Origin of the sequence: Mesorhizobium sp. M7A.F.Ca.US.011.01.1.1, from assembly GCF_003998295.1 — a bacterium.
GTDB lineage: Bacteria > Pseudomonadota > Alphaproteobacteria > Rhizobiales > Rhizobiaceae > Mesorhizobium.
This window is the reverse complement of sequence record NZ_RZRT01000004.1, coordinates 105,602-122,914: the sequence shown is the minus strand read 5'-3', so window position 1 is coordinate 122,914 and position 17,313 is coordinate 105,602. Positions and strand designations below refer to the sequence as shown.

Here is a 17,313-nt window from a genome sequence, read left to right as displayed (position 1 = left end):
GGGTTGGAAATCGAACCGGGTTGGCGGCTCAGCCGCCGACCGAGACCTGCCTCTGGCCAGCATCCTGGCGCGAAACATAATCGCGAAAACTGATGCATTCGACATCGGCTTTGACGCAGACGTCGCCGGCAAAGCGCTCAAGCGCGTTCCAGTAGGCGCCGTCATTCATCAGCGCGAAGTGGAAGCCGAGTTCCAGCGGAATGCGTTTTCCCGCATACTGCTTGTCGAAGGCGGCGCGGAAGGCAGCATAGGTCCGGTTGGCGAACTCGCCCGCTTGGCTTGGCCGCTCGAAGCCGCCGGAATGCCTAATATAGAGGTTGTAGTCCATGGCAATCACCGGCCGCGACTTCGGTCCTTCGGGAATCTGAGGCAGGGAAAAGTGCATGATGCCGTTGCTGGCCGTCGGTCGGGCAGGGCCTTGCGAGACGCCGCTGGCATCGAATTTATATCCGGCCGCCGGCAGCGCTTCGTAAAGCGCCTTGCCAGTCGACAGATACGGCGCGCGAAAGCCGACCACCGCATGCCGCGCGAAATCGCGCCAGCCCTGTGGTTCGGGTGCAATGCCGTTGATCGCATAGGCGTTCTCGAGAATGTACTCGAACGAACTGAACTCTTTCAGCCAGTCGGCCTTTCTCCAGTCCTTGCCGTCGAAATGGCCGCAGCCATGGCTGGCGATATCGTGGCCTTCATGCGCGGCAAGGCCGATCTGTTCGAGCCGCTCGGTGACTTCCTGCTTCGAGGCGGCAAAGCCGATGTTGGATTTGCCGGCGCCTTTGCCCGGTGCGGTGTACTCCTTGCGTGTCTCCGTCGACAGCAGGAAGACGCAGGACAGAAAATAGGTGAAATGCGCGCCGGTGCGCTCAGCCAGTGCCCGGCTGCGTTTCCACTGCGAAATGTCGCGGGCACTGTCGAATGAGATGATGACGACCTGTTTCGGCTTCGCCGGCACCGGCGGATCGGCCAAAGCCCCGCCACCAGTGGTGAGCGCGGCAAGCCAAAACGCAACAACGCGGAACGGACGAAGCATAGGCAATCTGATCTTCACTGGGGGAACGTCTGCAAGCCTGCTATCGCCTAAATGTGGCGTGGGTGCGATTGGCCTTTTCGGCTGCTTGTCCGGGGCAAACATCCGTTTGCCCCGGACAATAGCGATTTTCCGGTTGAACCCCTTCCATGCCGGCAAAATTTCGCTAAAACGCGGGCTGACAAAGGGCCCGACCGGGCAGGAATGGTTTGATTGATGTCCGACGACAGTTTTATCCGTGAAGTCAACGACGAGATCCGTCGCGAGCAGGCGCAGGCGCTGTGGGACCGTTTTGGCCCCGCTCTGATTGTCGTTGCGATCCTCGTGGTGCTCGGCACCGCCGCCTTCGTCGGCTATCGCTATTGGGACGAGACGCGCGCCAACCGCTCGGGCGATGCGTTCTCACAGGCGCTGAAGCTCGCCAATGACGGCAAGAACGACGAGGCGCTGACTGCGCTCGATCAGTTGGAGAACGATGGCTACGGCGCCTATCCTTTGCTCGCCCGCATGCGCGGCGCGACCGTCAAGGCGAACAAGGGCGACGTCCCCGCCGCCGTCAAGGATTTCGACGAAGTCGCCGCCGATACGGCCATTCCCCAGGGCATTCGCGACATGGCGCGGCTGCGGGCAGCGCTGCTGCTCGTCGACCATGGCTCGTTCGCCGACGTTTCCAGCCGTGTCGAAGCGCTCACATCCGACACCAACACGCTGCGCCATACGGCGCGCGAGGCACTCGGCCTTTCCGCCTGGAAGGAAGGCAAGACGCAGGATGCGCTGAAACTGTTCGACCAGATCGCCGCCGATGACGGCGCCCCGCGCAACACCCGCGAGCGCGCAACATTGATGTCCGAGCTGATCCGCGGGTCGGGCAGCGCGTCGTGACCTTCAAAGTCGCCATCATCGGCAGACCTAACGTCGGCAAATCGACTCTTTTCAATCGGCTGGTGGGAAGGAAGCTGGCGCTCGTCGACGACACGCCGGGCGTCACCCGCGACCGTCGCGTCCATGCCGCCAAGCTCTACGACCTGCATTTCGATGTCATCGACACCGCCGGCTTCGAGGACGCTGGCGCCTCGACCTTGCCCGGCCGCATGCGCGCGCAGACCGAGATCGCCATCCGCGAAGCCGACCTGATCTTCTTCACCATCGACGCCAAGTCCGGCCTTTTGCCTGACGACAGGACCTTCGCCGAGATCGTGCGCAAGTCCGGCAAGCCGGTCGTGCTGGTCGCCAACAAGGCCGAGGCGAAGGGCGCCCAGGGCGGCATGCTGGAAGCCTGGGAACTCGGACTTGGCGAGCCGATCCCGGTTTCGGCCGAGCATGGCCAGGGCATGCCCGATTTGCGCGACGCCGTGATCGGCGCGCTCGGCGAAGCGCGCGCCTTCGGCGAAGAAGAAGACGGCGAAGACGAAGACGTCGCTGCCGGCGAGGTGCTGATCGGCGAGGATATCGCCGATCCGGATGCCGAGCACGCCTATGACGACACCAAGCCGATGCGCATCGCCGTTGTCGGCCGTCCCAATGCCGGCAAGTCGACGCTGATCAACGCGCTGATCGGCGAAGAGCGGCTGCTCACCGGACCGGAAGCCGGCATTACCCGCGATTCGATCTCGGTCGATTGGGATTGGCATGGCCGCCGCCTGAAACTGTTCGACACGGCCGGCATGCGCCGCAAGGCCAGGATCCACGAAAAGCTGGAAGTGATGTCGGTGCAGGACGGCCTGCGCGCCATCCGGTTTGCCGAGATCGTCATCATCGTCCTCGACGCCACCATCCCCTTCGAGAAGCAGGATCTGCAGATCGCCGACCTGATCATCAGGGAAGGCCGGGCGCCGGTGATCGCCTTCAACAAATGGGATCTGATCGACCATCCCCAGGAGCTTCTGGCCGAACTGCGCGAGAAGACGGAACGGCTTCTTCCCCAGGCGCGCGGCCTCCAGGCGGTACCTGTCTCCGGCGAGACCGGGCGCGGCCTCGACAAGCTGATGGATGCCGTCATCAGGACGCACAAGGTGTGGAACAGCCGCGTCTCGACCGGCAAGCTCAACCGCTGGCTGGAAGGCATCCTGGCACACCATCCGCCGCCTGCCGTGGCCGGGCGCCGGCTGAAGGTCAAATACGTCACCCAGGCCAAGACCCGGCCGCCGGGTTTCGTTGTCCAGTGCTCGCGGCCCGATGCGATGCCGCAATCCTATGTCCGCTATCTCTCCAACAGCCTGCGCGAAGCCTTCGACATGCCCGGCGTACCGATCCGCATCGCGCTGCGCACGTCGGACAATCCATTCGCCGGCAGGTCCAAGAAACGCAGCTGATCGGCGGTGCCCCCTTGGTGCCCCATGATCATGCCACAGCGCGCAGGTCGCCGTCGCTGGCTCGCGTATTTTCAGGCAGTGCCTGTCGCGCTGCATCCAGCAGGATCTCGGCGAGGCGGGCCGCCACCGGCTCGGCCTCGGCATCCTTGCGATGCAGCACCAACGCCATTTTGGGCAATGCGGGCAGCCCGGCGATCTCCGGCGTCATCGCGCTGACGCTGGCCGGCAGGCCGATGTCGGTGCGGATCGTCAGCCCCAGCCCCGCCGCCACGGCTGCCCAGATGCCGCCAAGGCTCGGGCTGGAAAAGGCCATCCGCCAAGGCAGGCCGGCGCGGTCGAGCGCTTCGGTTGCCACCGTGCGCAAGAGGCATGGCGCTTCGAGCGCCACCAGCGGCAGTGGCTCGCTGTTACGCAGGCTGGTCTCGATGCGCTTTGCCGGACCGATCCAGCGCATCTGCACGTCGGCGACGTGCTGGCTGTAGGGCAGCGTCTCGCCGCTGTGCCAGGCCAGCGCGATGTCGAGACTGCCTGACAGGATCCGGTCAGCAAGGTCATGGCTGCGCGCGATCCTGGCTTCGATCTTGACCCTGGGATGGGCGCGAGCGAAGCGGCCGAGCACGTCCGGCAGCACCGCCTCACCGAAATCCTCCTGCAGGCCGAGCCGTACCCAGCCTTCCAGCTCCACGTCGTGGATGGCGGATGCCGCTTCGTCATTGAGCTCGATCAGCCGGCGCGCATAGCCAAGCATGGTCTCGCCGGCATCGGTCAGAGCGAGGCCGCGCCCCGACTTGCGGAAGATCGGCGTCGCTGCCTGTTCTTCCAGTTTCTTCAACTGCGCGCTGACCGCCGACGTCGACCGGCCAAGCCGGTCGGCCGCCTTGGCAAAGCTGCCCAGCTCCATGCCGGTGACGAAGCTGCGGAGAACGTCGAGGTCGAATGTCACGCGTCGCATACTATTAGTCCTATTTTTTAGGATGATATGTTTAAAAATTCCTGATTTTAGGGATGAAGCTATGGCGCTAGAGACAGACCGTCAAGGCCCGGATCACTGGCCAAGCACGGGAATGAAATCATGTCCGCCATCGTCAATTGCACTGACCGACAGCCGCCGGAACTCCTGGAAGATACCGCGGCCGGTTCCGCCAGGAGGGCATTCAAGCCCAGCCATCGCTGGAAGGTTCTGGGCATCGGCGTTGCCGCCAATGCCAGCTTCTCGGCCACTTTCTCCGGCATACCGGCAACGGCCGTCATGATTCGCCAGGGCTACCACTTGGGCAATGCCGAACTTGGCCTGGCACTCGGCCTTCTCGGGCTGGGGGTCGCGCTCAGCGAACTGCCCTGGGGCCTGCTCACCGACCGCTGGGGCGATCGCCGCGTGCTTTTGATCGGTCTCGGCGCAACGGCGGCGTGGCTCCTGGTCATGGCGATGCTGGTTGTGCCGACACGGACCCGTATTCCCGACGTCGCGCTGCTCTCCGCCAGCCTGCTCATCACCGGACTGCTCGGCGGCAGCGTCAACGGTTCGAGCGGCCGCGCCATCATGGGCTGGTTCCGGGAAAACGAGCGCGGCTTCGCCATGAGCATCAGGCAGACGGCGGTGCCGCTCGGCGGCGGCCTTGGCGCCCTCATACTGCCCTCCCTTGCTCTGGCTTTCGGCTTTAGCGCGGTGTTCGGGGTCCTGGCTGGCGCATCCGCTCTGTCTGCCCTGTTCGCCTGGCGCTGGCTGCACGAGCCGCCGACGGCGGGCAAGGACCATCTCGCTGCGGCTTCTGTGGCCGGACCGGCGCCGCTGCGCAATCGCGATGTCTGGCGTATCGCGACCGCCATCGGCCTGCTCTGCTTTCCGCAGGTGGCCGTGCTCACCTTCGCATCCGTGTTCTTGCACGACTTCGTTGGGTTGGGAACGGCGGCAATCAGCGCGAGCCTCGCCACCGTTCAGATCGGCGCCATGGTCATGCGCATCTGGAGCGGCCGCTTCACCGACCGTCACGGCAACCGCCGCCAATTTCTTCGCTTGTGCAGCGCGTTCAGCGCCCTTGCCTTCACCATGCTTTGGCTGCTGGTCCTGCTCGGCCCAACCGTTCCGGGCGGCCAACTCATCCGGTTGGCGGTCCTTCCAGTCGTGCTTATTGTCGCAGGCATCTCGGTCTCCGCCTGGCACGGCGTCGCCTACACCGAGCTTGCCACCCTTGCCGGGGCCAGCCATGTCGGGACCGCGCTCAGCCTTGCCAACACCTTTGTTTTCGTCGGCTTCTTCCTGGTGCCGGTGGCTATTCCGGGGCTTTTGCACCTTTGGTCTTGGTCCGGCGTCTGGCTGGCGGCCGCCATCTGCGCGCTGATCGCCCGGCCGATCTTCCTGCGTCCGGCCTAAATGGACCGCCGCAAAACCGCCCGACTTCGGAACCACCACCTCGGGCCGACCGGGAAAACCCGATCGAACCTGTTAACGTCCCATCAAGGTTAATGCATCATTTTGCTCTTCAGTGGGGTCAGTCGCGTTCCTGGAGAGTGTTCCGTGCATCGACGTGTGTTGAAGCGGCTGGTTGCCGCCGCCGGTGAGAGAAAACGTGGCTTTCTGGCTCCGCTCGTCATCGGTTTCGGCATCTGGATCGGCTTTCCGACGGTCGCCGCCTATCAGGACATGACGAGCCTGGTTTCCGGCCTCGAGGCATCGAGCACGCGCTGGAATTCCTATGTCGAGAAATCCGTCGCCGGCTCCACCCATGCGGCCGAGATGCCCTTTGTCGATTCTGATGTCACCGGCTCCATCTCCGGATCGGGTGTCCACCTGGCCGGTGTCGGCAACGTGTCGTTTCGCGGCAAGGGCGGCAAGGTCAGCGGCACGCCCGATGAGGACCGCGTCGTGCGCGCCGAGAAGAAAGGGCGCATCGTCCAGATGTCTCCCGTCGCACCGCCGAAGAACTTCAATGCCGGCTCGATCTTCGAGCGCACCTCCTCCTTGCTGCGGCCCAGCATGGACGGCGGCCTGAAGATGGCTTTCGCCAAGCCGCAGATCAAAGGCAAGGAAATCCAGATCGCCGCGGCATTCCATGCGCGCGAGGACAAGAAGCCGGATTCCGGCGTGCCGGCAATGCTTGCCGCACTGGTCAACAACGACCATCCGGATGTGCTGGCGACCGCCTACGCGCAGTCCGAGCCCGACTATGCCAAGGCATCGCCCTTCGAAGCCCTGCTTCAGGACGAGCAGCCCAATGAGGGCCGCTTCATTCCGCCGATGGCCAAGGGCGATCATTCGTGGATCCAGACCCCGCTGCCCGCCAGTGTCTTCTCCCAGAAGGAGCAGGCATGCCTTGCCAACGGCATCTATTTCGAGGCGAGGAGCGAATCCGTGCGCGGCCAGGCCGCCGTCGCCCAGGTCATCCTCAACCGCGTTCGCAATCCGACCTATCCCAATTCGATCTGCGGCGTCGTCTACCAGAACGACAGCTGGTTCAACCGCTGCCAGTTCTCCTTCGCCTGCGACGGCAGGAAGAAGCGCATCGATAGCCCAGCCGCCTACAAGACCGCCCAGGAGATCGCCATGGCCGTCACCGCCGGCAAGATCTTCATCCCGGAGGTCGGATCGTCGACCCACTACTATGCCCAATATGTCCATCCCGGCTGGGCGCGCACGATGCAGAAGATGACCAAGATCGGCCTGCATATCTTCTATCGGACCTATGGCGGCGGCTGGAGCTGAGTGCGGAGCAGCCGCTGATCTTTGATGTGGCGCGCAGCCTATCGAAGAGCCATTGCGCGGGGGATTCGCGCCAAGCATCCTCGTCATCATGGCGGGCACGATGTCGCACCTTTCTAATTCATTGATTTCATTGCATAAAATACATGGCACTGAACTTCCGCCCGTGGCTTGACGGGCGCAAACCCTCTAACTATGTTGCCGGCGACTTTAGAAGCGGACGGACGGTGACGGTCTGACCGGGCAGGGGGGTTGCGATGGCCGACAAGAATGGGCCAGACGGAACCGGAAAAACCGGCCGCGGCAATCAGCATGAACCCGATATCCGCGACGACGATCTTGAGCGCCGCCGCCGTGACCTTGAAGCTTCGCTTGCGACAAGGCGGCCCGGCCGGCTCGAGGGGAAAGACGACGCGAAAGCGGGCAGTGTGGCCGGTTACGGTCAGGCGCTCAAACTCTCCAGCGAGTTTATCGCCGGGGTGGTGGTGGGTGCCGGCATCGGCTGGATCATCGACCGTCTGGCGGGGACATCGCCATGGGGTCTGATCGTGTTTCTGCTGCTTGGTTTTGGCGCCGGAGTGCTCAATGTGATGCGTTCCGCCGGCGTTGTGGCAGAATTTGGACAGGGCGATAAATCGCGCCGTGGTCAAGACGACAAGAAATGACCGCGCACCATGTGCGGTAATGGTAACGAGGCCGTACGCGGCATTGACGGGGTTTGAACGTGGCAGCTGACAAGGTCGATCCGATCCACCAGTTCCATATCAACAAGCTGATTCCGATCGACATCGGCGGCTATGACCTGTCTTTCACCAATTCGGCGCTGTTCATGGTCGCAACCGTGATTGTCGCGGCTGGATTCCTGTTTCTCACGACGTCGAGCCGCAGCCTGGTTCCCGGGCGGCTTCAGTCGGTCTCCGAGATGGCCTATGAGTTCGTCGGCAACATGTTGCGCGACGCCGCGGGCACGCAAGGCATGAAATTCTTCCCTCTCGTGTTCTCGCTGTTCATGTTCGTGCTCGTCGCCAATCTGCTTGGCCTGTTCCCGTATTTCTTCACCGTCACCAGCCACATCATCGTCACCTTCGGCCTTGCCGTGCTGGTGATCGCAACCGTGGTCGTCTACGGCTTCATGAAGCATGGTCTTGGCTTCCTGAAACTATTCGTGCCGCATGGCGTGCCGGTCTTCCTGCTGCCACTGGTGGTGCTGATCGAAGTGATCTCCTTCGTGTCGCGCCCGGTCAGCCTCTCGGTTCGTCTGTTCGCCAACATGCTCGCCGGCCACATCACGCTGAAGGTGTTCTCCGGCTTCGTGGTCAGCCTGAGCGCGCTCGGCGCGGTCGGCGTCGCCGGCTCGATCCTGCCTCTGGCGATGGCAGTGGCGCTGACGGCACTGGAACTGCTGGTCGCCTTCCTGCAGGCCTACGTCTTTGCCGTGTTGACCTGCATGTATCTCAACGACGCCCTGCACCCTGGGCATTAGGTCCAAAAGTTCCGGCCCAGGAATTCCAACATTGGCGCCGGATGGAATCGCAACGGAATTTTAGATCCAAAGGAGTTGAACAAATGGACGCAGAAGCAGCAAAGTACATCGGCGCCGGCATCGCTTGCCTGGGCATGGGTGGCGCGGGCATTGGCCTCGGCAACATCTTCGGCAGCTACCTGGCGGGCGCTCTGCGCAACCCGTCGGCTGCCGATGGCCAGTTCGGCCGCCTGATCTTCGGCTTCGCCGTGACCGAAGCTCTGGGCATCTTCTCGCTTCTCATCGCGCTTCTGGCCCTGTTCGGCTGAGCACTCGGGAAGATTGGACAGGCCGGCCGCGCAAGCGGCGGGCCTGAATTTCGGGGATAGTCCATGTTCGTGACATCTGCCTTTGCGCAAGAGTCCGCGCCATCAGCCGATACCAGCCACGCTGCGACGGAAGGCGAAACGCATTCCGGCACCAGCGTGCCTGCTGAAGCGCATGGCACGTTTCCGCCATTCGATCCGGCGACGTTCCCGTCGCAGCTTCTGTGGCTGGCGATCACCTTCGGGCTGTTCTATCTCTTCCTGAAGCGGGTGGTGATGCCGCGCGTCGGCGGCATCATCGATGTCCGCAACGATCGCATCACGCAGGACCTTGATCAGGCGGCCAAGTTGAAGGGCGAGGCCGACGCCGCCGTTGCTGCCTACGAGCAGGAACTGGCGGAAGCCAAGACCAAGGCCAACGCGATCGGCCAGCAGGCCAACGACGCGGCCAAGGCCGAGGCCGACACCGCGCGCAAAAAGGTCGAGGCCGCGCTCGACGCCAAGCTTGGCGAAGCCGAAGCCCGCATTTCTTCCATCAAGGCCAATGCCATGAAGGAAGTCGGCAGCATCGCCGAGGATACCGCTTCGGCGATCGTCGAAGCCCTGGTTGGCGGCAAGGCCAGCAAGGCCGAGATCGCGGCCGCGGTCAAATCCGTGGCCCGGTGAGGAGCGCATCATGGATTACACATCTCTCGCGACGCTCTGGGCCACGATAGCCCTGATCATCTTCCTGGGCATTGCCGTCTACATCAAGGTGCCTCGCCTGATCGCCAAGGCGCTCGACGCCCGCGCCGAAAGGATCAGCAACGAACTCGACGAAGCGCGCCGGCTACGCGAGGAAGCCCAGCAACTGCTTGGCCAGTATCAGCGCAAGCGCAAGGAAGCCGAGCAGGAGGCCGCCGACATCGTCGCCGCCGCCAAGCGCGAAGCCGATATGCTTGCCGCCGACGCGCACAAGAAGACCGAGGACTATGTTGTCAGGCGCACCGCGCTTGCCGAACAGAAGATCGGTCAGGCCGAGCGTGATGCCATCAGCGAAGTCCGCGCCAGCGCCGTCGACATCGCCGTAGAGGCAGCGCGCGCGCTGCTTGCCGGCAAGATCGACGCCAAGGCCGGTGCCGATCTGTTCAAGGCATCGCTCGCGGACGTGAAGTCGAAGCTGAACTGAGCCCTCACAGCCCTCATACAATTAAAGCCGCCCGGGCAACCTGGCGGCTTTTTTGTTGTGGCGCTGAAGCTGCCAATCTCCCCCCTCATGGGGGAGATGCCCGGCAGGGCAGAGGGGGGGCGTGAAGGAACGCTAATCTTTGTTGTCCTGCGATCTATCGGGACAAGCCTGAGGGCGCAATTGCAATCGGTTGAGAGGCCGGCGGGGCAGCGCCCCCCTCTGTCCTGCCGGACATCTCCCCCACGAGGGGGAGATTGGCTTGTCGCTGCCGCCGTTGTTCAATCCAGCCCAGCAAAGCTCTCTTCTTCAACCACTTCAGCGCCACCCAGCCTGAACGGCGAAAACGACACGCGATGCAGCCGCGCCACCGGGCCATGCGCTTCGATCGCGGTGCGATGGCGAACCGTGGCGTAGCCCATGTGGACTTCGAACCCGTAGCGGTCGTGATGGTTGCCGCAGCCGCACATCATGCGGTCACGCATCACCTTGGCGACGATCGAGGCGGCAGCGATCGATTGCGAACGCTGGTCGCCCTTGATCAGCGCGCGCCCTTCACAAGGCAGCCCCGGCGGCACGTCGCGTCCATCAGCGAGGGCTAGTTTCGGTCGGACCGACAGTCCGACCAGGGCGCGCCGCATGGCTTCCAGGCTTGCCTTGAGGATGTTGCTGCCGTCGATGCCCTCGGCACTGATTGAGGCCATCGAGACCGCCTGCGCGGAGCCAAGAATTCGCAGGAACAAGGCCTCACGCTGCAAATGGCTGAGGCGTTTGGAATCGTCGAGGCCGTCCGGAATGTTGGCGGGATCGAGCACCACCGCCGCAGCGACCACCGGCCCGGCCAGGGGGCCACGGCCGGCCTCGTCCATCCCGGCGACCGGCCACAGGCCCTCCGCCATCGCCTTCGTCTCGAAGGAGAAGTCAGGCTTCTCGATGATCTCAAAGAGAGGCGGAGAATCAGAACGCGCGCGAGCCATGTTGCGGCGAGGTTCGCATCGGCTCTGATTCTCCGCAAGTCCCTCCGGGTCGGGTGGGGCGCCGGACCGGGAGGGGCACCGTCTGCAGGCCGGGGCAGGCCGGACGGGATTCTGGTGCCGCGACGGATCAAACCATCGCGACGAATTGTCTCTCAAAGCAGCGTCAGCTGCACCTGATCTTTCCCGGCGGCAACGAACTGGTCGGTTCGCAACGTGCGCCGTTCGGCATTGAGGCCGAGCCGCTTCGCTGTGATCTCGAAGCGCCGGCCGATCTGCCAGGCATAGGGACCGGCGCCCTTCATGCGCTTGCCCCATTCCGAATCGTAGTCCTTGCCGTCCCGCATCGAGCGGACCAGCGACATCACATGGCGGTAGCGGTCGGGATAATGGCGCAGCAGCCAATCCTTGAAGATCGGGCTGACCTCCAGCGGCAGGCGCAGGATCACGTAGCCCGCTTCGCGCGCGCCGGCCGCACGTGCGGAATCGAGGATGCGTTCCATCTCCGGATCGGTCAGGCCCGGAATGATTGGAGCCACCATGACCGACGCCGGAATGCCGGCATCCGAAAGCTGCCGGATCGCTTCCAGCCGCTTGGTCGGTGTCGACGCGCGCGGCTCCATGGTGCGCGCCAGCATACGGTCGAGCGTCGTCACCGACAGCGCCACTTTGGCGAGCCCGCGTTCGGCCATGCGTGACAGGATATCGATATCGCGCGTCACCAGAGCGGACTTTGTCACGATGCCGACTGGATGGCCGCGCGCTTCCAGCACTTCGAGGATTTCGCGCATGATCCGGTATTGCTTCTCGATCGGCTGGTAGGGGTCGGTGTTGGTGCCTATGGCGATGGTGCGCGGCTGGTAGCTGTCTTTCGAAAGCTCCTTGTCGAGCAAGCGCGCCGCATCAGGCTTGGCGAACAACTTCGATTCGAAATCCAGACCCGGCGACAGGCCCATGAACGCGTGCGTCGGGCGGGCAAAGCAATAGACGCAGCCATGCTCGCAGCCGCGATAGGGGTTGATGGAACGGTCGAAGGAAATGTCGGGCGATTCGTTGCGGGTGATGATGGTGCGCGGCTTCTCGACCTGCACTTCGGTCTTGAAGGGCGGCAGTTCCTCCAGCGAATTCCAGCCATCGTCGAACACGTGCCGGCTGACCGGCTCGAACCGGCCGGACGGATTGATGCCAGCTGACCTGCCGCGGTTGCGGTCCGGGCGGACACGCATGCCGCTCTGCTCGACCATCGCGTTGGCCATCTCGGCTCTTCCTGCTCCGAAAGCTGCAATGTCGGCGCGCACGATCTGTTCCATTTTCGCCCGCTCCCAGGGACTGTCCATGTTGTGTCGAATCGCTCTGCTCATGAAATTATTCCTATTTCGTTGAGAAGAACAAAGCAAGAACTTTCTATGGTGCGATGCAAAACTGGCGCTGTCGGGCGCTTTCCGCTATTCGGCTAAGGATGCTCAGTGTTCTCATCGAAACCCGCAATGACGAGGAGGGCCTCGCCCGCACGCTCGCCTCGCTGATTGGCGGCGCGGTCGAAGGCGTGGTGCGTGAAGTCATCGTCTGCGACACAGGCTCTACCGACCAGACGCATCATGTGGCGGAGCATGCCGGCTGTCAGTACGTGACGGGCGGTGTCGTTGCCGGCATCCGCCAGGCCAAGGGGGATTGGTTGCTGCTCCTGGAGCCGGGCGCGCGGCTGGTAGAGGGCTGGATCGATGAAGTTGTCGCCCATACGGCCAGGCAGACCATGGCGGCACGGTTTTCGCGCACGCGAGCCAGTCGCACGCCATTCCTGGCCCGGGTCTTTTCGGGAAACCGCGCCTTGGCCGACGGATTGCTGATCAGCAAGCGTCAAGCGGCGGCCGCGGCCAAGAGTGCCAGCAGTGCCGAGGCCATCGCCCGCGGCCTCGCGACGAAGCGGCTCGACGCTGAAATCTGGATGGCGCCGGCCAAGCAGGAGCGCCGCCCCTCGACGTGATTTTTTGCAGTTGCTCAGGTCATTGTGCATTGCACAAAATTTGACGCGGGGTTAGCTTCCGTTCAAGCGGGAATTGGGTTTGGGTCATGCCGAGAGGCGAGCCACCGATGCGGCATCGGTGGTGCTCTCATAGCCGAGGACCCAATGAAGCTTTCAACCCCCGACACATCCGGCGCGGTCAGTCTCGAGGCCATTGCGCGCAACGGCAGCCTGCTGCGGCGCATCGCCGTGCGTATTCCAACCTATCTGACGGACCTGCGTGAGAACCCTGCCTGGCTGCCGATGTTCGTGTTGGCGCGCACCATGCCCGGACGCCGCATGCATTGGCTCGGCGCAAAGCGCGCCCGCCCGGTCGCCCATGCCGGGGATACGATGTTTGCCGGTGTCGAACGGGGAGCGGTCGTCGATGCGTTGCGCTCCGACGGGCTGTTCTCAGGCCTGGTCCTGCCGCCTGATATCCATGAAGAGATCGCCGACTTCGCTGGGCGCACGCCTTGCTTCGGCAATTTCGACCGCCGTCTCGAATTCATGCCGGGGGAACATGCCGAGGCCGAGAAACGCCTTGGCCGCTCGCTGCTTAGCGGGCATTTTTTCGAGCGCATCCTCGACTGCCCGGCGGCGCTTGCCATCCAGCGCGATCCGCTGCTTCTGGATATTGCCGCGCACTATCTCGGCGGCCAGGCGAAACTGATCACGACGCGGGTCTGGTGGAGTTTTCCCACAGGTGCCGCTTCGGATGCCGACAAGAACCTCGCCTCGCTCGGCAAGTATCATTTTGACCTCGACGACTGGCGCATGCTGAAATTCTTCTTCTACCTCAAGCCGGTCGACGCCGACACCGGTCCGCATGTCTATGTCAGGGGCAGCCACAAGCGCCGCAGCCTCAAGCATCAGCTTACCCTTCTGGTCGGCCATCCCGCGCAACAGGTTCTGGATGTCTATGGCGAGCAGAGCCCGGTGACGCTGACCGGCGAGGCCGGTCTCGGCTTCGTCGAGGACCCCTTTGGCTTTCATATGGGCACCGTGCCGGCACGCACGCCGCGACTGATGATGGAAGTCGGCTTCGGCGTATCGCCGCCGTCGCGCCGACGGTTTCATGGCGAGCCGGTCATCCGCTGAGAGCTGCGTATCCGAAGCTCATCTCGACAGGTGTCCAGTGTGTGCGGCGTCTGGCTTGGCGCTGCGCCCTGTTTTCCGTATCGAAGTCGACACGGACCGGCTCCTGGTTGAACCGCTCGCGGTCGTCCAGGGCGTTGATGATGACGATCGCCCTTGCATCGTCATCTCCGGTGATTGCGGCGACGTAGACACCGCACTCCCGGCAGATCAGATAGTCGGCCGTCCTCAGCCCGAACTGATATCTCCGCAATTGCGTCTCGTCCTTGACCGAGATGACCAGTCTGCCATTCGGATCGGCAACGGCGCGCGAACCATGTCTGACACAGAACGAGCATTGGCAAGCGCGAACTTCGGTTTGCGGTGGGTCGAGCTCGGTTGAAAATCCAAGGCGTATGTTGCCGCAATGGCATCCACCGGTGTGCACGGTCATCGTAGCTGCCTTGTCGTGAACGGCGATGATCGCCTTCAGACAAGGTACTTTTCCGAGGTCCGGGTTGGAATGGGGTTTCGAAGGCGCCGGTGCTGTTTTGCCGGGCAAACGCGGCGTGCAACCGGCGCTTTGCCTCGGGTTTTACAGAGCCGATTTGCCGCGCCGCAAATGCTCGTCCAGGCGCGGCATGATCTCGACGAAGTTGCATGGCATGTGCCGGTAGTCGAGCTGCGCCTTCAGGATGCCGTCCCACGCGTCCTTGCAGGCACCTGGCGAACCCGGCAGCACGAAGACGAAGGTGGCGTTGACGACGCCGCCGGTCGCCCGGCTCTGGATCGTCGAGGTGCCGATCTTGTCGTAGGAAATCCGGTGGAACACTTCCGAAAAGCCATCCATGCGCTTTTCGAAGATCGGCTCCAGCGCGTCCGGCGTCACGTCACGGCCTGTGAAGCCGGTGCCGCCGGTGGTGATGACGACATCGATATTCTTGTCCTGTGACCACGCCAGAACCGTGTCGCGGATTTTCTCGCGGTCGTCGGTGACGATATTGCGGGCCCCCAGCAGATGGCCGGCCTCGGTGATGCGGTCGGCCAGCGTCTGGCCGGATTTGTCGTCGGCGAGGCTGCGCGTATCCGAAACGGTCAGCACCGCGATGCGCACGGGAATGAAGGAGCGGCTCTCGTCAATTCTGGCCATCTGCGCCCTCCGATGCGATGCTGCGCGTTGCGGCAACGAACCAGTCGGGCTGGCGGCCGCGGATTTCGGCGGCGGCGCGCTTGGCGACATTGCCGGTTTCGAACAGGCCGAAACATGTCGCGCCGGATCCCGACATCCGCGAGAACCCCGATCCGGCCTTGTTCAGCCAGGAAAGCGCCCTGCCGATTGCGGGTTGCACCTCCAGCGCCGCGGGCTCGAGATCGTTGCGGGTGATCTCCAGCCAGTTGCGCAGGCTGTGAAAATCGATGCTGCGCGGCAGCGGCGGTAAGGCCTCATTGTCGCGCCGGGAAAGCGCTGCAAAGACATCCGCCGTCGACACCGGGGTGCCTGGATTGACCAACACCAGGCCAAGCGCCGAAAAATCCGGCACCATCGACAGTTCATCCCCGATGCCGCGCGCCACCAGCGGCTTTGCCGCCAGGCACATCGGCACATCGGCGCCAAGCGAAAGGCCGATCCGCGCCAACTCGCTGCCATCGATGTCTAGCGCCCATGTCTCCATCAGCCCGCGCAGCACGGTCGCCGCGTCGCTCGAACCGCCGCCGACGCCGGAGGCAACCGGCAGGTTCTTTTCCAGCCGGATAGCGACCGGCGGTGTTCTCTCGTGCCCGGCTGTCTGCCGCAGGGCATCGCGCGCCTTGAGCACCAGATTGCTGGCGTCGAGAGGAACGGCCGGGGCGTAACGGCCGGATACGGTAAACTCATCGCCGTCGGCGGGCGCGATTTCGACCCTGTCGCCAAACCGTGTGAACACCGCCAGGCTCTCGATCAGATGATAGCCGTCAGGGCGCCTGCCGGTGACATGCAGCGCAAGATTGATTTTGGCGTGTGCGTGCCAGCTACGCGACCCGATGTCGGTGTCCACAATCGTCTGCGGGATGATGCTCAGTCCTTGGCCAGCCGGTATTCGCCGGTCTTCGGATCCTTGACCAAAGTGCCGATCGCGCCGTTGGCCGTCTGCTTTTCTGTGCGCCGCACCTTGGCGGTCACGCGCTCGGCTTCCCTAATGAAGGTGCGGTAGCCGAAATAGGCGGCAACGCCAACGACGGCGAAGAAAATGATCTGCGGCATGCCAAAACTCCTCCCACGCTGGGCCGGCGAAGGCGGCCGGTCGGGTCGGTTGGTGCATGTCGACCCGCTTTTGGGAACACGACATGCATGAAACTCAAGCTCTCATGCTAGACGGTTTTGCCGGGTTTTCAAAGCCCGAAGCGAGACCACAATGCGCGCTCTTCCGCCGCATCGATCACGCCGCTGGCGGCAGCGGCTGCGATATCGGGCGCTGAAAAGCCCTTGCTTGAGCCGAACAGGCCGAAGCGGCTAAGGAAACCCCGCGGTGTCGTGATCAGCCTGAGTTGGGTTTTCGCTCCGAAACGGGTCTTGAGCACAGTGCGCATGTCGCCGAGCGCATCGACCAGCCCGAGTTCGAGGCCCTTGATGCCGGTCCAGAACAGGCCGGTGAACAGGTCCGGATCGTCCTTCAGTTTCGTGCCGCGCCGCTCCTTGACGAGGTCGATGAAGGTTGCGTGCACCTCGAGCTGCAGCGCCTTCAGCCGCTCGACATCTTCCTTTTTCTCGGGCTTGAACGGATCGAGCACCGCCTTGTTCTGGCCAGCGGTGTGGACACGTCGCTCGATGCCGATCTTCTTCATCAGTTCCGGGAAACCAAACGAAGCCGAGACGACGCCGATCGACCCGACGATGGAGGACGGATCGGCAAAAATCTCGTCACCGGCGACCGCGATCATGTAGCCGCCCGACGCCGCGACATCCTCGACGAAGACCAGTACCTTTTTGTTCTTTTCCGTGGCCAGGTCACGGATGCGCTTGAAGATCAGCCTAGACTGCACCGGCGAGCCGCCCGGCGAATTGATCGAGATGGCGACCGCCGGCGCGTCGTAGGAAAACGCCTTCTCGATGAGGCCGGCGGTGGAGGCCAGCGACAGGCTCGGCCGGAACTGGCCACCGCCTGCCATGATGGTGCCGTGCAGCCGGATGACTGGAATGGTGACGACGGTGGAGCGCCAGGATTTCGGCAACAGGCGGTTGATGAGTCGTTTCACGAGGGCGCGGTCTCCGGTCGATAGGTTGCAGGCATGTAGG

At 63.4% G+C, this 17,313-nt stretch carries 20 protein-coding genes; 11 read left to right on the top strand and 9 right to left on the bottom strand.

What is annotated here, in order from left to right; translation table 11 throughout:
- Window positions 1-28: 28 nt before the first annotated feature.
- Window positions 29-1,027: a polysaccharide deacetylase gene (locus EOA13_RS07440; protein WP_127291290.1), complete on the bottom strand. Its 999-nt coding sequence runs from the start codon at window positions 1,025-1,027 to the stop codon at window positions 29-31.
- A 213-nt stretch (window positions 1,028-1,240) separates the two neighbouring features.
- On the opposite strand from EOA13_RS07440, the gene EOA13_RS07435 reads away from it, so the two are divergent.
- Both EOA13_RS07435 and der read left to right on the top strand, forming a co-directional pair.
- Window positions 1,241-1,906, top strand: coding sequence for a tetratricopeptide repeat protein (locus EOA13_RS07435; RefSeq protein ID WP_127290966.1), 666 nt, complete (start codon window positions 1,241-1,243; stop codon window positions 1,904-1,906).
- Window positions 1,903-3,336, top strand: a complete 1,434-nt coding sequence (der, locus tag EOA13_RS07430; protein ID WP_127290964.1) for a ribosome biogenesis GTPase Der — start codon at window positions 1,903-1,905, stop codon at window positions 3,334-3,336. Before EOA13_RS07435 ends, der begins: the two co-directional genes overlap by 4 nt.
- A 28-nt stretch (window positions 3,337-3,364) precedes the next feature.
- On the opposite strand, the gene EOA13_RS07425 is transcribed toward der, so the two are convergent.
- Window positions 3,365-4,288: a LysR substrate-binding domain-containing protein gene (locus EOA13_RS07425; protein ID WP_127290962.1), complete on the bottom strand. Its 924-nt coding sequence runs from the start codon at window positions 4,286-4,288 to the stop codon at window positions 3,365-3,367.
- Between the two features lie 120 nt (window positions 4,289-4,408).
- Here EOA13_RS07425 and EOA13_RS07420 point away from each other — a divergent pair, with 120 nt between their 5' ends.
- The 7 genes from EOA13_RS07420 to EOA13_RS07390 all read left to right on the top strand — a co-directional run bounded on the left by EOA13_RS07420 (window position 4,409) and on the right by EOA13_RS07390 (window position 9,989).
- Window positions 4,409-5,707, top strand: a complete 1,299-nt coding sequence (locus EOA13_RS07420) for an MFS transporter (RefSeq protein WP_127290960.1) — start codon at window positions 4,409-4,411, stop codon at window positions 5,705-5,707.
- A 144-nt stretch (window positions 5,708-5,851) separates the two neighbouring features.
- Complete coding sequence (locus EOA13_RS07415) at window positions 5,852-7,036, top strand: cell wall hydrolase (RefSeq protein ID WP_127290958.1); 1,185 nt, start codon at window positions 5,852-5,854, stop codon at window positions 7,034-7,036.
- A gap of 254 nt (window positions 7,037-7,290) precedes the next feature.
- Window positions 7,291-7,698, top strand: a complete 408-nt coding sequence (locus EOA13_RS07410; protein ID WP_127272330.1) for an AtpZ/AtpI family protein — start codon at window positions 7,291-7,293, stop codon at window positions 7,696-7,698.
- 59 nt (window positions 7,699-7,757) lie between these two features.
- The gene (locus tag EOA13_RS07405; RefSeq protein ID WP_013532843.1) at window positions 7,758-8,516 is read left to right on the top strand and encodes a F0F1 ATP synthase subunit A; all 759 of its coding nucleotides are present in this window, start codon (window positions 7,758-7,760) and stop codon (window positions 8,514-8,516) included.
- 83 nt (window positions 8,517-8,599) lie between these two features.
- Window positions 8,600-8,824 carry a F0F1 ATP synthase subunit C gene (locus EOA13_RS07400; RefSeq protein WP_006206606.1) on the top strand — a complete coding sequence of 75 codons (225 nt, stop codon included), beginning with the start codon at window positions 8,600-8,602 and terminating at the stop codon, window positions 8,822-8,824.
- Window positions 8,825-8,887: 63 nt separating this feature from the next.
- On the top strand, window positions 8,888-9,487 hold the full coding sequence (locus tag EOA13_RS07395) for a F0F1 ATP synthase subunit B (protein WP_127290956.1): 600 nt from the start codon (window positions 8,888-8,890) through the stop codon (window positions 9,485-9,487).
- A 10-nt stretch (window positions 9,488-9,497) separates the two neighbouring features.
- Entirely contained in the window at window positions 9,498-9,989 is a 492-nt protein-coding gene (locus EOA13_RS07390; protein WP_127290954.1) for a F0F1 ATP synthase subunit B, read from the top strand.
- Window positions 9,990-10,267: 278 nt separating this feature from the next.
- Here EOA13_RS07390 and EOA13_RS07385 read toward each other — a convergent pair whose 3' ends face one another.
- Together EOA13_RS07385 and EOA13_RS07380 are read right to left on the bottom strand one after the other, a co-directional pair.
- On the bottom strand, window positions 10,268-10,963 hold the full coding sequence (locus EOA13_RS07385; RefSeq protein ID WP_127290952.1) for a ribonuclease HII: 696 nt from the start codon (window positions 10,961-10,963) through the stop codon (window positions 10,268-10,270).
- A gap of 152 nt (window positions 10,964-11,115) precedes the next feature.
- The gene (locus EOA13_RS07380; protein ID WP_023808673.1) at window positions 11,116-12,270 is read right to left on the bottom strand and encodes a PA0069 family radical SAM protein; all 1,155 of its coding nucleotides are present in this window, start codon (window positions 12,268-12,270) and stop codon (window positions 11,116-11,118) included.
- 149 nt (window positions 12,271-12,419) lie between these two features.
- Between EOA13_RS07380 and EOA13_RS07375 the strand changes: the two genes are divergently transcribed.
- Window positions 12,420-12,944, top strand: a complete 525-nt coding sequence (locus EOA13_RS07375) for a glycosyltransferase (RefSeq protein WP_127290950.1) — start codon at window positions 12,420-12,422, stop codon at window positions 12,942-12,944.
- 144 nt (window positions 12,945-13,088) lie between these two features.
- A complete protein-coding gene (locus tag EOA13_RS07370; RefSeq protein WP_127290948.1) occupies window positions 13,089-14,063 on the top strand; it encodes a hypothetical protein in 975 nt (324 codons plus the stop codon).
- On the opposite strand, the gene EOA13_RS07365 is transcribed toward EOA13_RS07370, so the two are convergent.
- The 5 genes from EOA13_RS07365 to EOA13_RS07345 form a co-directional block, all read right to left on the bottom strand.
- On the bottom strand, window positions 14,053-14,493 hold the full coding sequence (locus tag EOA13_RS07365) for an aldehyde-activating protein (RefSeq protein WP_127290946.1): 441 nt from the start codon (window positions 14,491-14,493) through the stop codon (window positions 14,053-14,055). The genes EOA13_RS07370 and EOA13_RS07365 overlap by 11 nt on opposite strands.
- A gap of 141 nt (window positions 14,494-14,634) precedes the next feature.
- Window positions 14,635-15,189, bottom strand: a complete 555-nt coding sequence (moaB, locus tag EOA13_RS07360) for a molybdenum cofactor biosynthesis protein B (RefSeq protein ID WP_127290944.1) — start codon at window positions 15,187-15,189, stop codon at window positions 14,635-14,637.
- Window positions 15,176-16,075 (bottom strand): 4-(cytidine 5'-diphospho)-2-C-methyl-D-erythritol kinase, encoded by a 900-nt coding sequence (locus EOA13_RS07355; RefSeq protein ID WP_127290942.1) that lies wholly within the window; start codon window positions 16,073-16,075, stop codon window positions 15,176-15,178. The genes moaB and EOA13_RS07355 overlap by 14 nt, the downstream gene beginning before the upstream one ends.
- 20 nt (window positions 16,076-16,095) lie before the next feature.
- Window positions 16,096-16,281, bottom strand: coding sequence for a membrane protein (locus tag EOA13_RS07350; protein WP_023808667.1), 186 nt, complete (start codon window positions 16,279-16,281; stop codon window positions 16,096-16,098).
- Between the two features lie 128 nt (window positions 16,282-16,409).
- Window positions 16,410-17,273 carry a S49 family peptidase gene (locus EOA13_RS07345; RefSeq protein WP_023808666.1) on the bottom strand — a complete coding sequence of 288 codons (864 nt, stop codon included), beginning with the start codon at window positions 17,271-17,273 and terminating at the stop codon, window positions 16,410-16,412.
- Window positions 17,274-17,313 lie beyond the last annotated feature (40 nt).

Excerpts from the sequence above, each read along its gene's own strand:
- EOA13_RS07440 (WP_127291290.1), bottom strand. The coding sequence starts at position 1,027 with ATGCTTCGTCCGTTCCGCGTTGTTGCGTTTTGGCTTGCCGCGCTCACC.
- EOA13_RS07435 (WP_127290966.1), top strand. The coding sequence starts at position 1,241 with ATGTCCGACGACAGTTTTATCCGTGAAGTCAACGACGAGATCCGTCGC.
- EOA13_RS07425 (WP_127290962.1), bottom strand. The coding sequence starts at position 4,288 with ATGCGACGCGTGACATTCGACCTCGACGTTCTCCGCAGCTTCGTCACC.
- EOA13_RS07420 (WP_127290960.1), top strand. The coding sequence starts at position 4,409 with ATGTCCGCCATCGTCAATTGCACTGACCGACAGCCGCCGGAACTCCTG.
- EOA13_RS07410 (WP_127272330.1), top strand. The coding sequence starts at position 7,291 with ATGGCCGACAAGAATGGGCCAGACGGAACCGGAAAAACCGGCCGCGGC.
- EOA13_RS07400 (WP_006206606.1), top strand. The coding sequence starts at position 8,600 with ATGGACGCAGAAGCAGCAAAGTACATCGGCGCCGGCATCGCTTGCCTG.
- EOA13_RS07395 (WP_127290956.1), top strand. The coding sequence starts at position 8,888 with ATGTTCGTGACATCTGCCTTTGCGCAAGAGTCCGCGCCATCAGCCGAT.
- EOA13_RS07390 (WP_127290954.1), top strand. The coding sequence starts at position 9,498 with ATGGATTACACATCTCTCGCGACGCTCTGGGCCACGATAGCCCTGATC.
- EOA13_RS07385 (WP_127290952.1), bottom strand. The coding sequence starts at position 10,963 with ATGGCTCGCGCGCGTTCTGATTCTCCGCCTCTCTTTGAGATCATCGAG.
- EOA13_RS07380 (WP_023808673.1), bottom strand. The coding sequence starts at position 12,270 with ATGGAACAGATCGTGCGCGCCGACATTGCAGCTTTCGGAGCAGGAAGA.
- EOA13_RS07375 (WP_127290950.1), top strand. The coding sequence starts at position 12,420 with ATGCTCAGTGTTCTCATCGAAACCCGCAATGACGAGGAGGGCCTCGCC.
- EOA13_RS07370 (WP_127290948.1), top strand. The coding sequence starts at position 13,089 with ATGAAGCTTTCAACCCCCGACACATCCGGCGCGGTCAGTCTCGAGGCC.
- EOA13_RS07365 (WP_127290946.1), bottom strand. The coding sequence starts at position 14,493 with ATGACCGTGCACACCGGTGGATGCCATTGCGGCAACATACGCCTTGGA.
- moaB (WP_127290944.1), bottom strand. The coding sequence starts at position 15,189 with ATGGCCAGAATTGACGAGAGCCGCTCCTTCATTCCCGTGCGCATCGCG.
- EOA13_RS07350 (WP_023808667.1), bottom strand. The coding sequence starts at position 16,281 with ATGCCGCAGATCATTTTCTTCGCCGTCGTTGGCGTTGCCGCCTATTTC.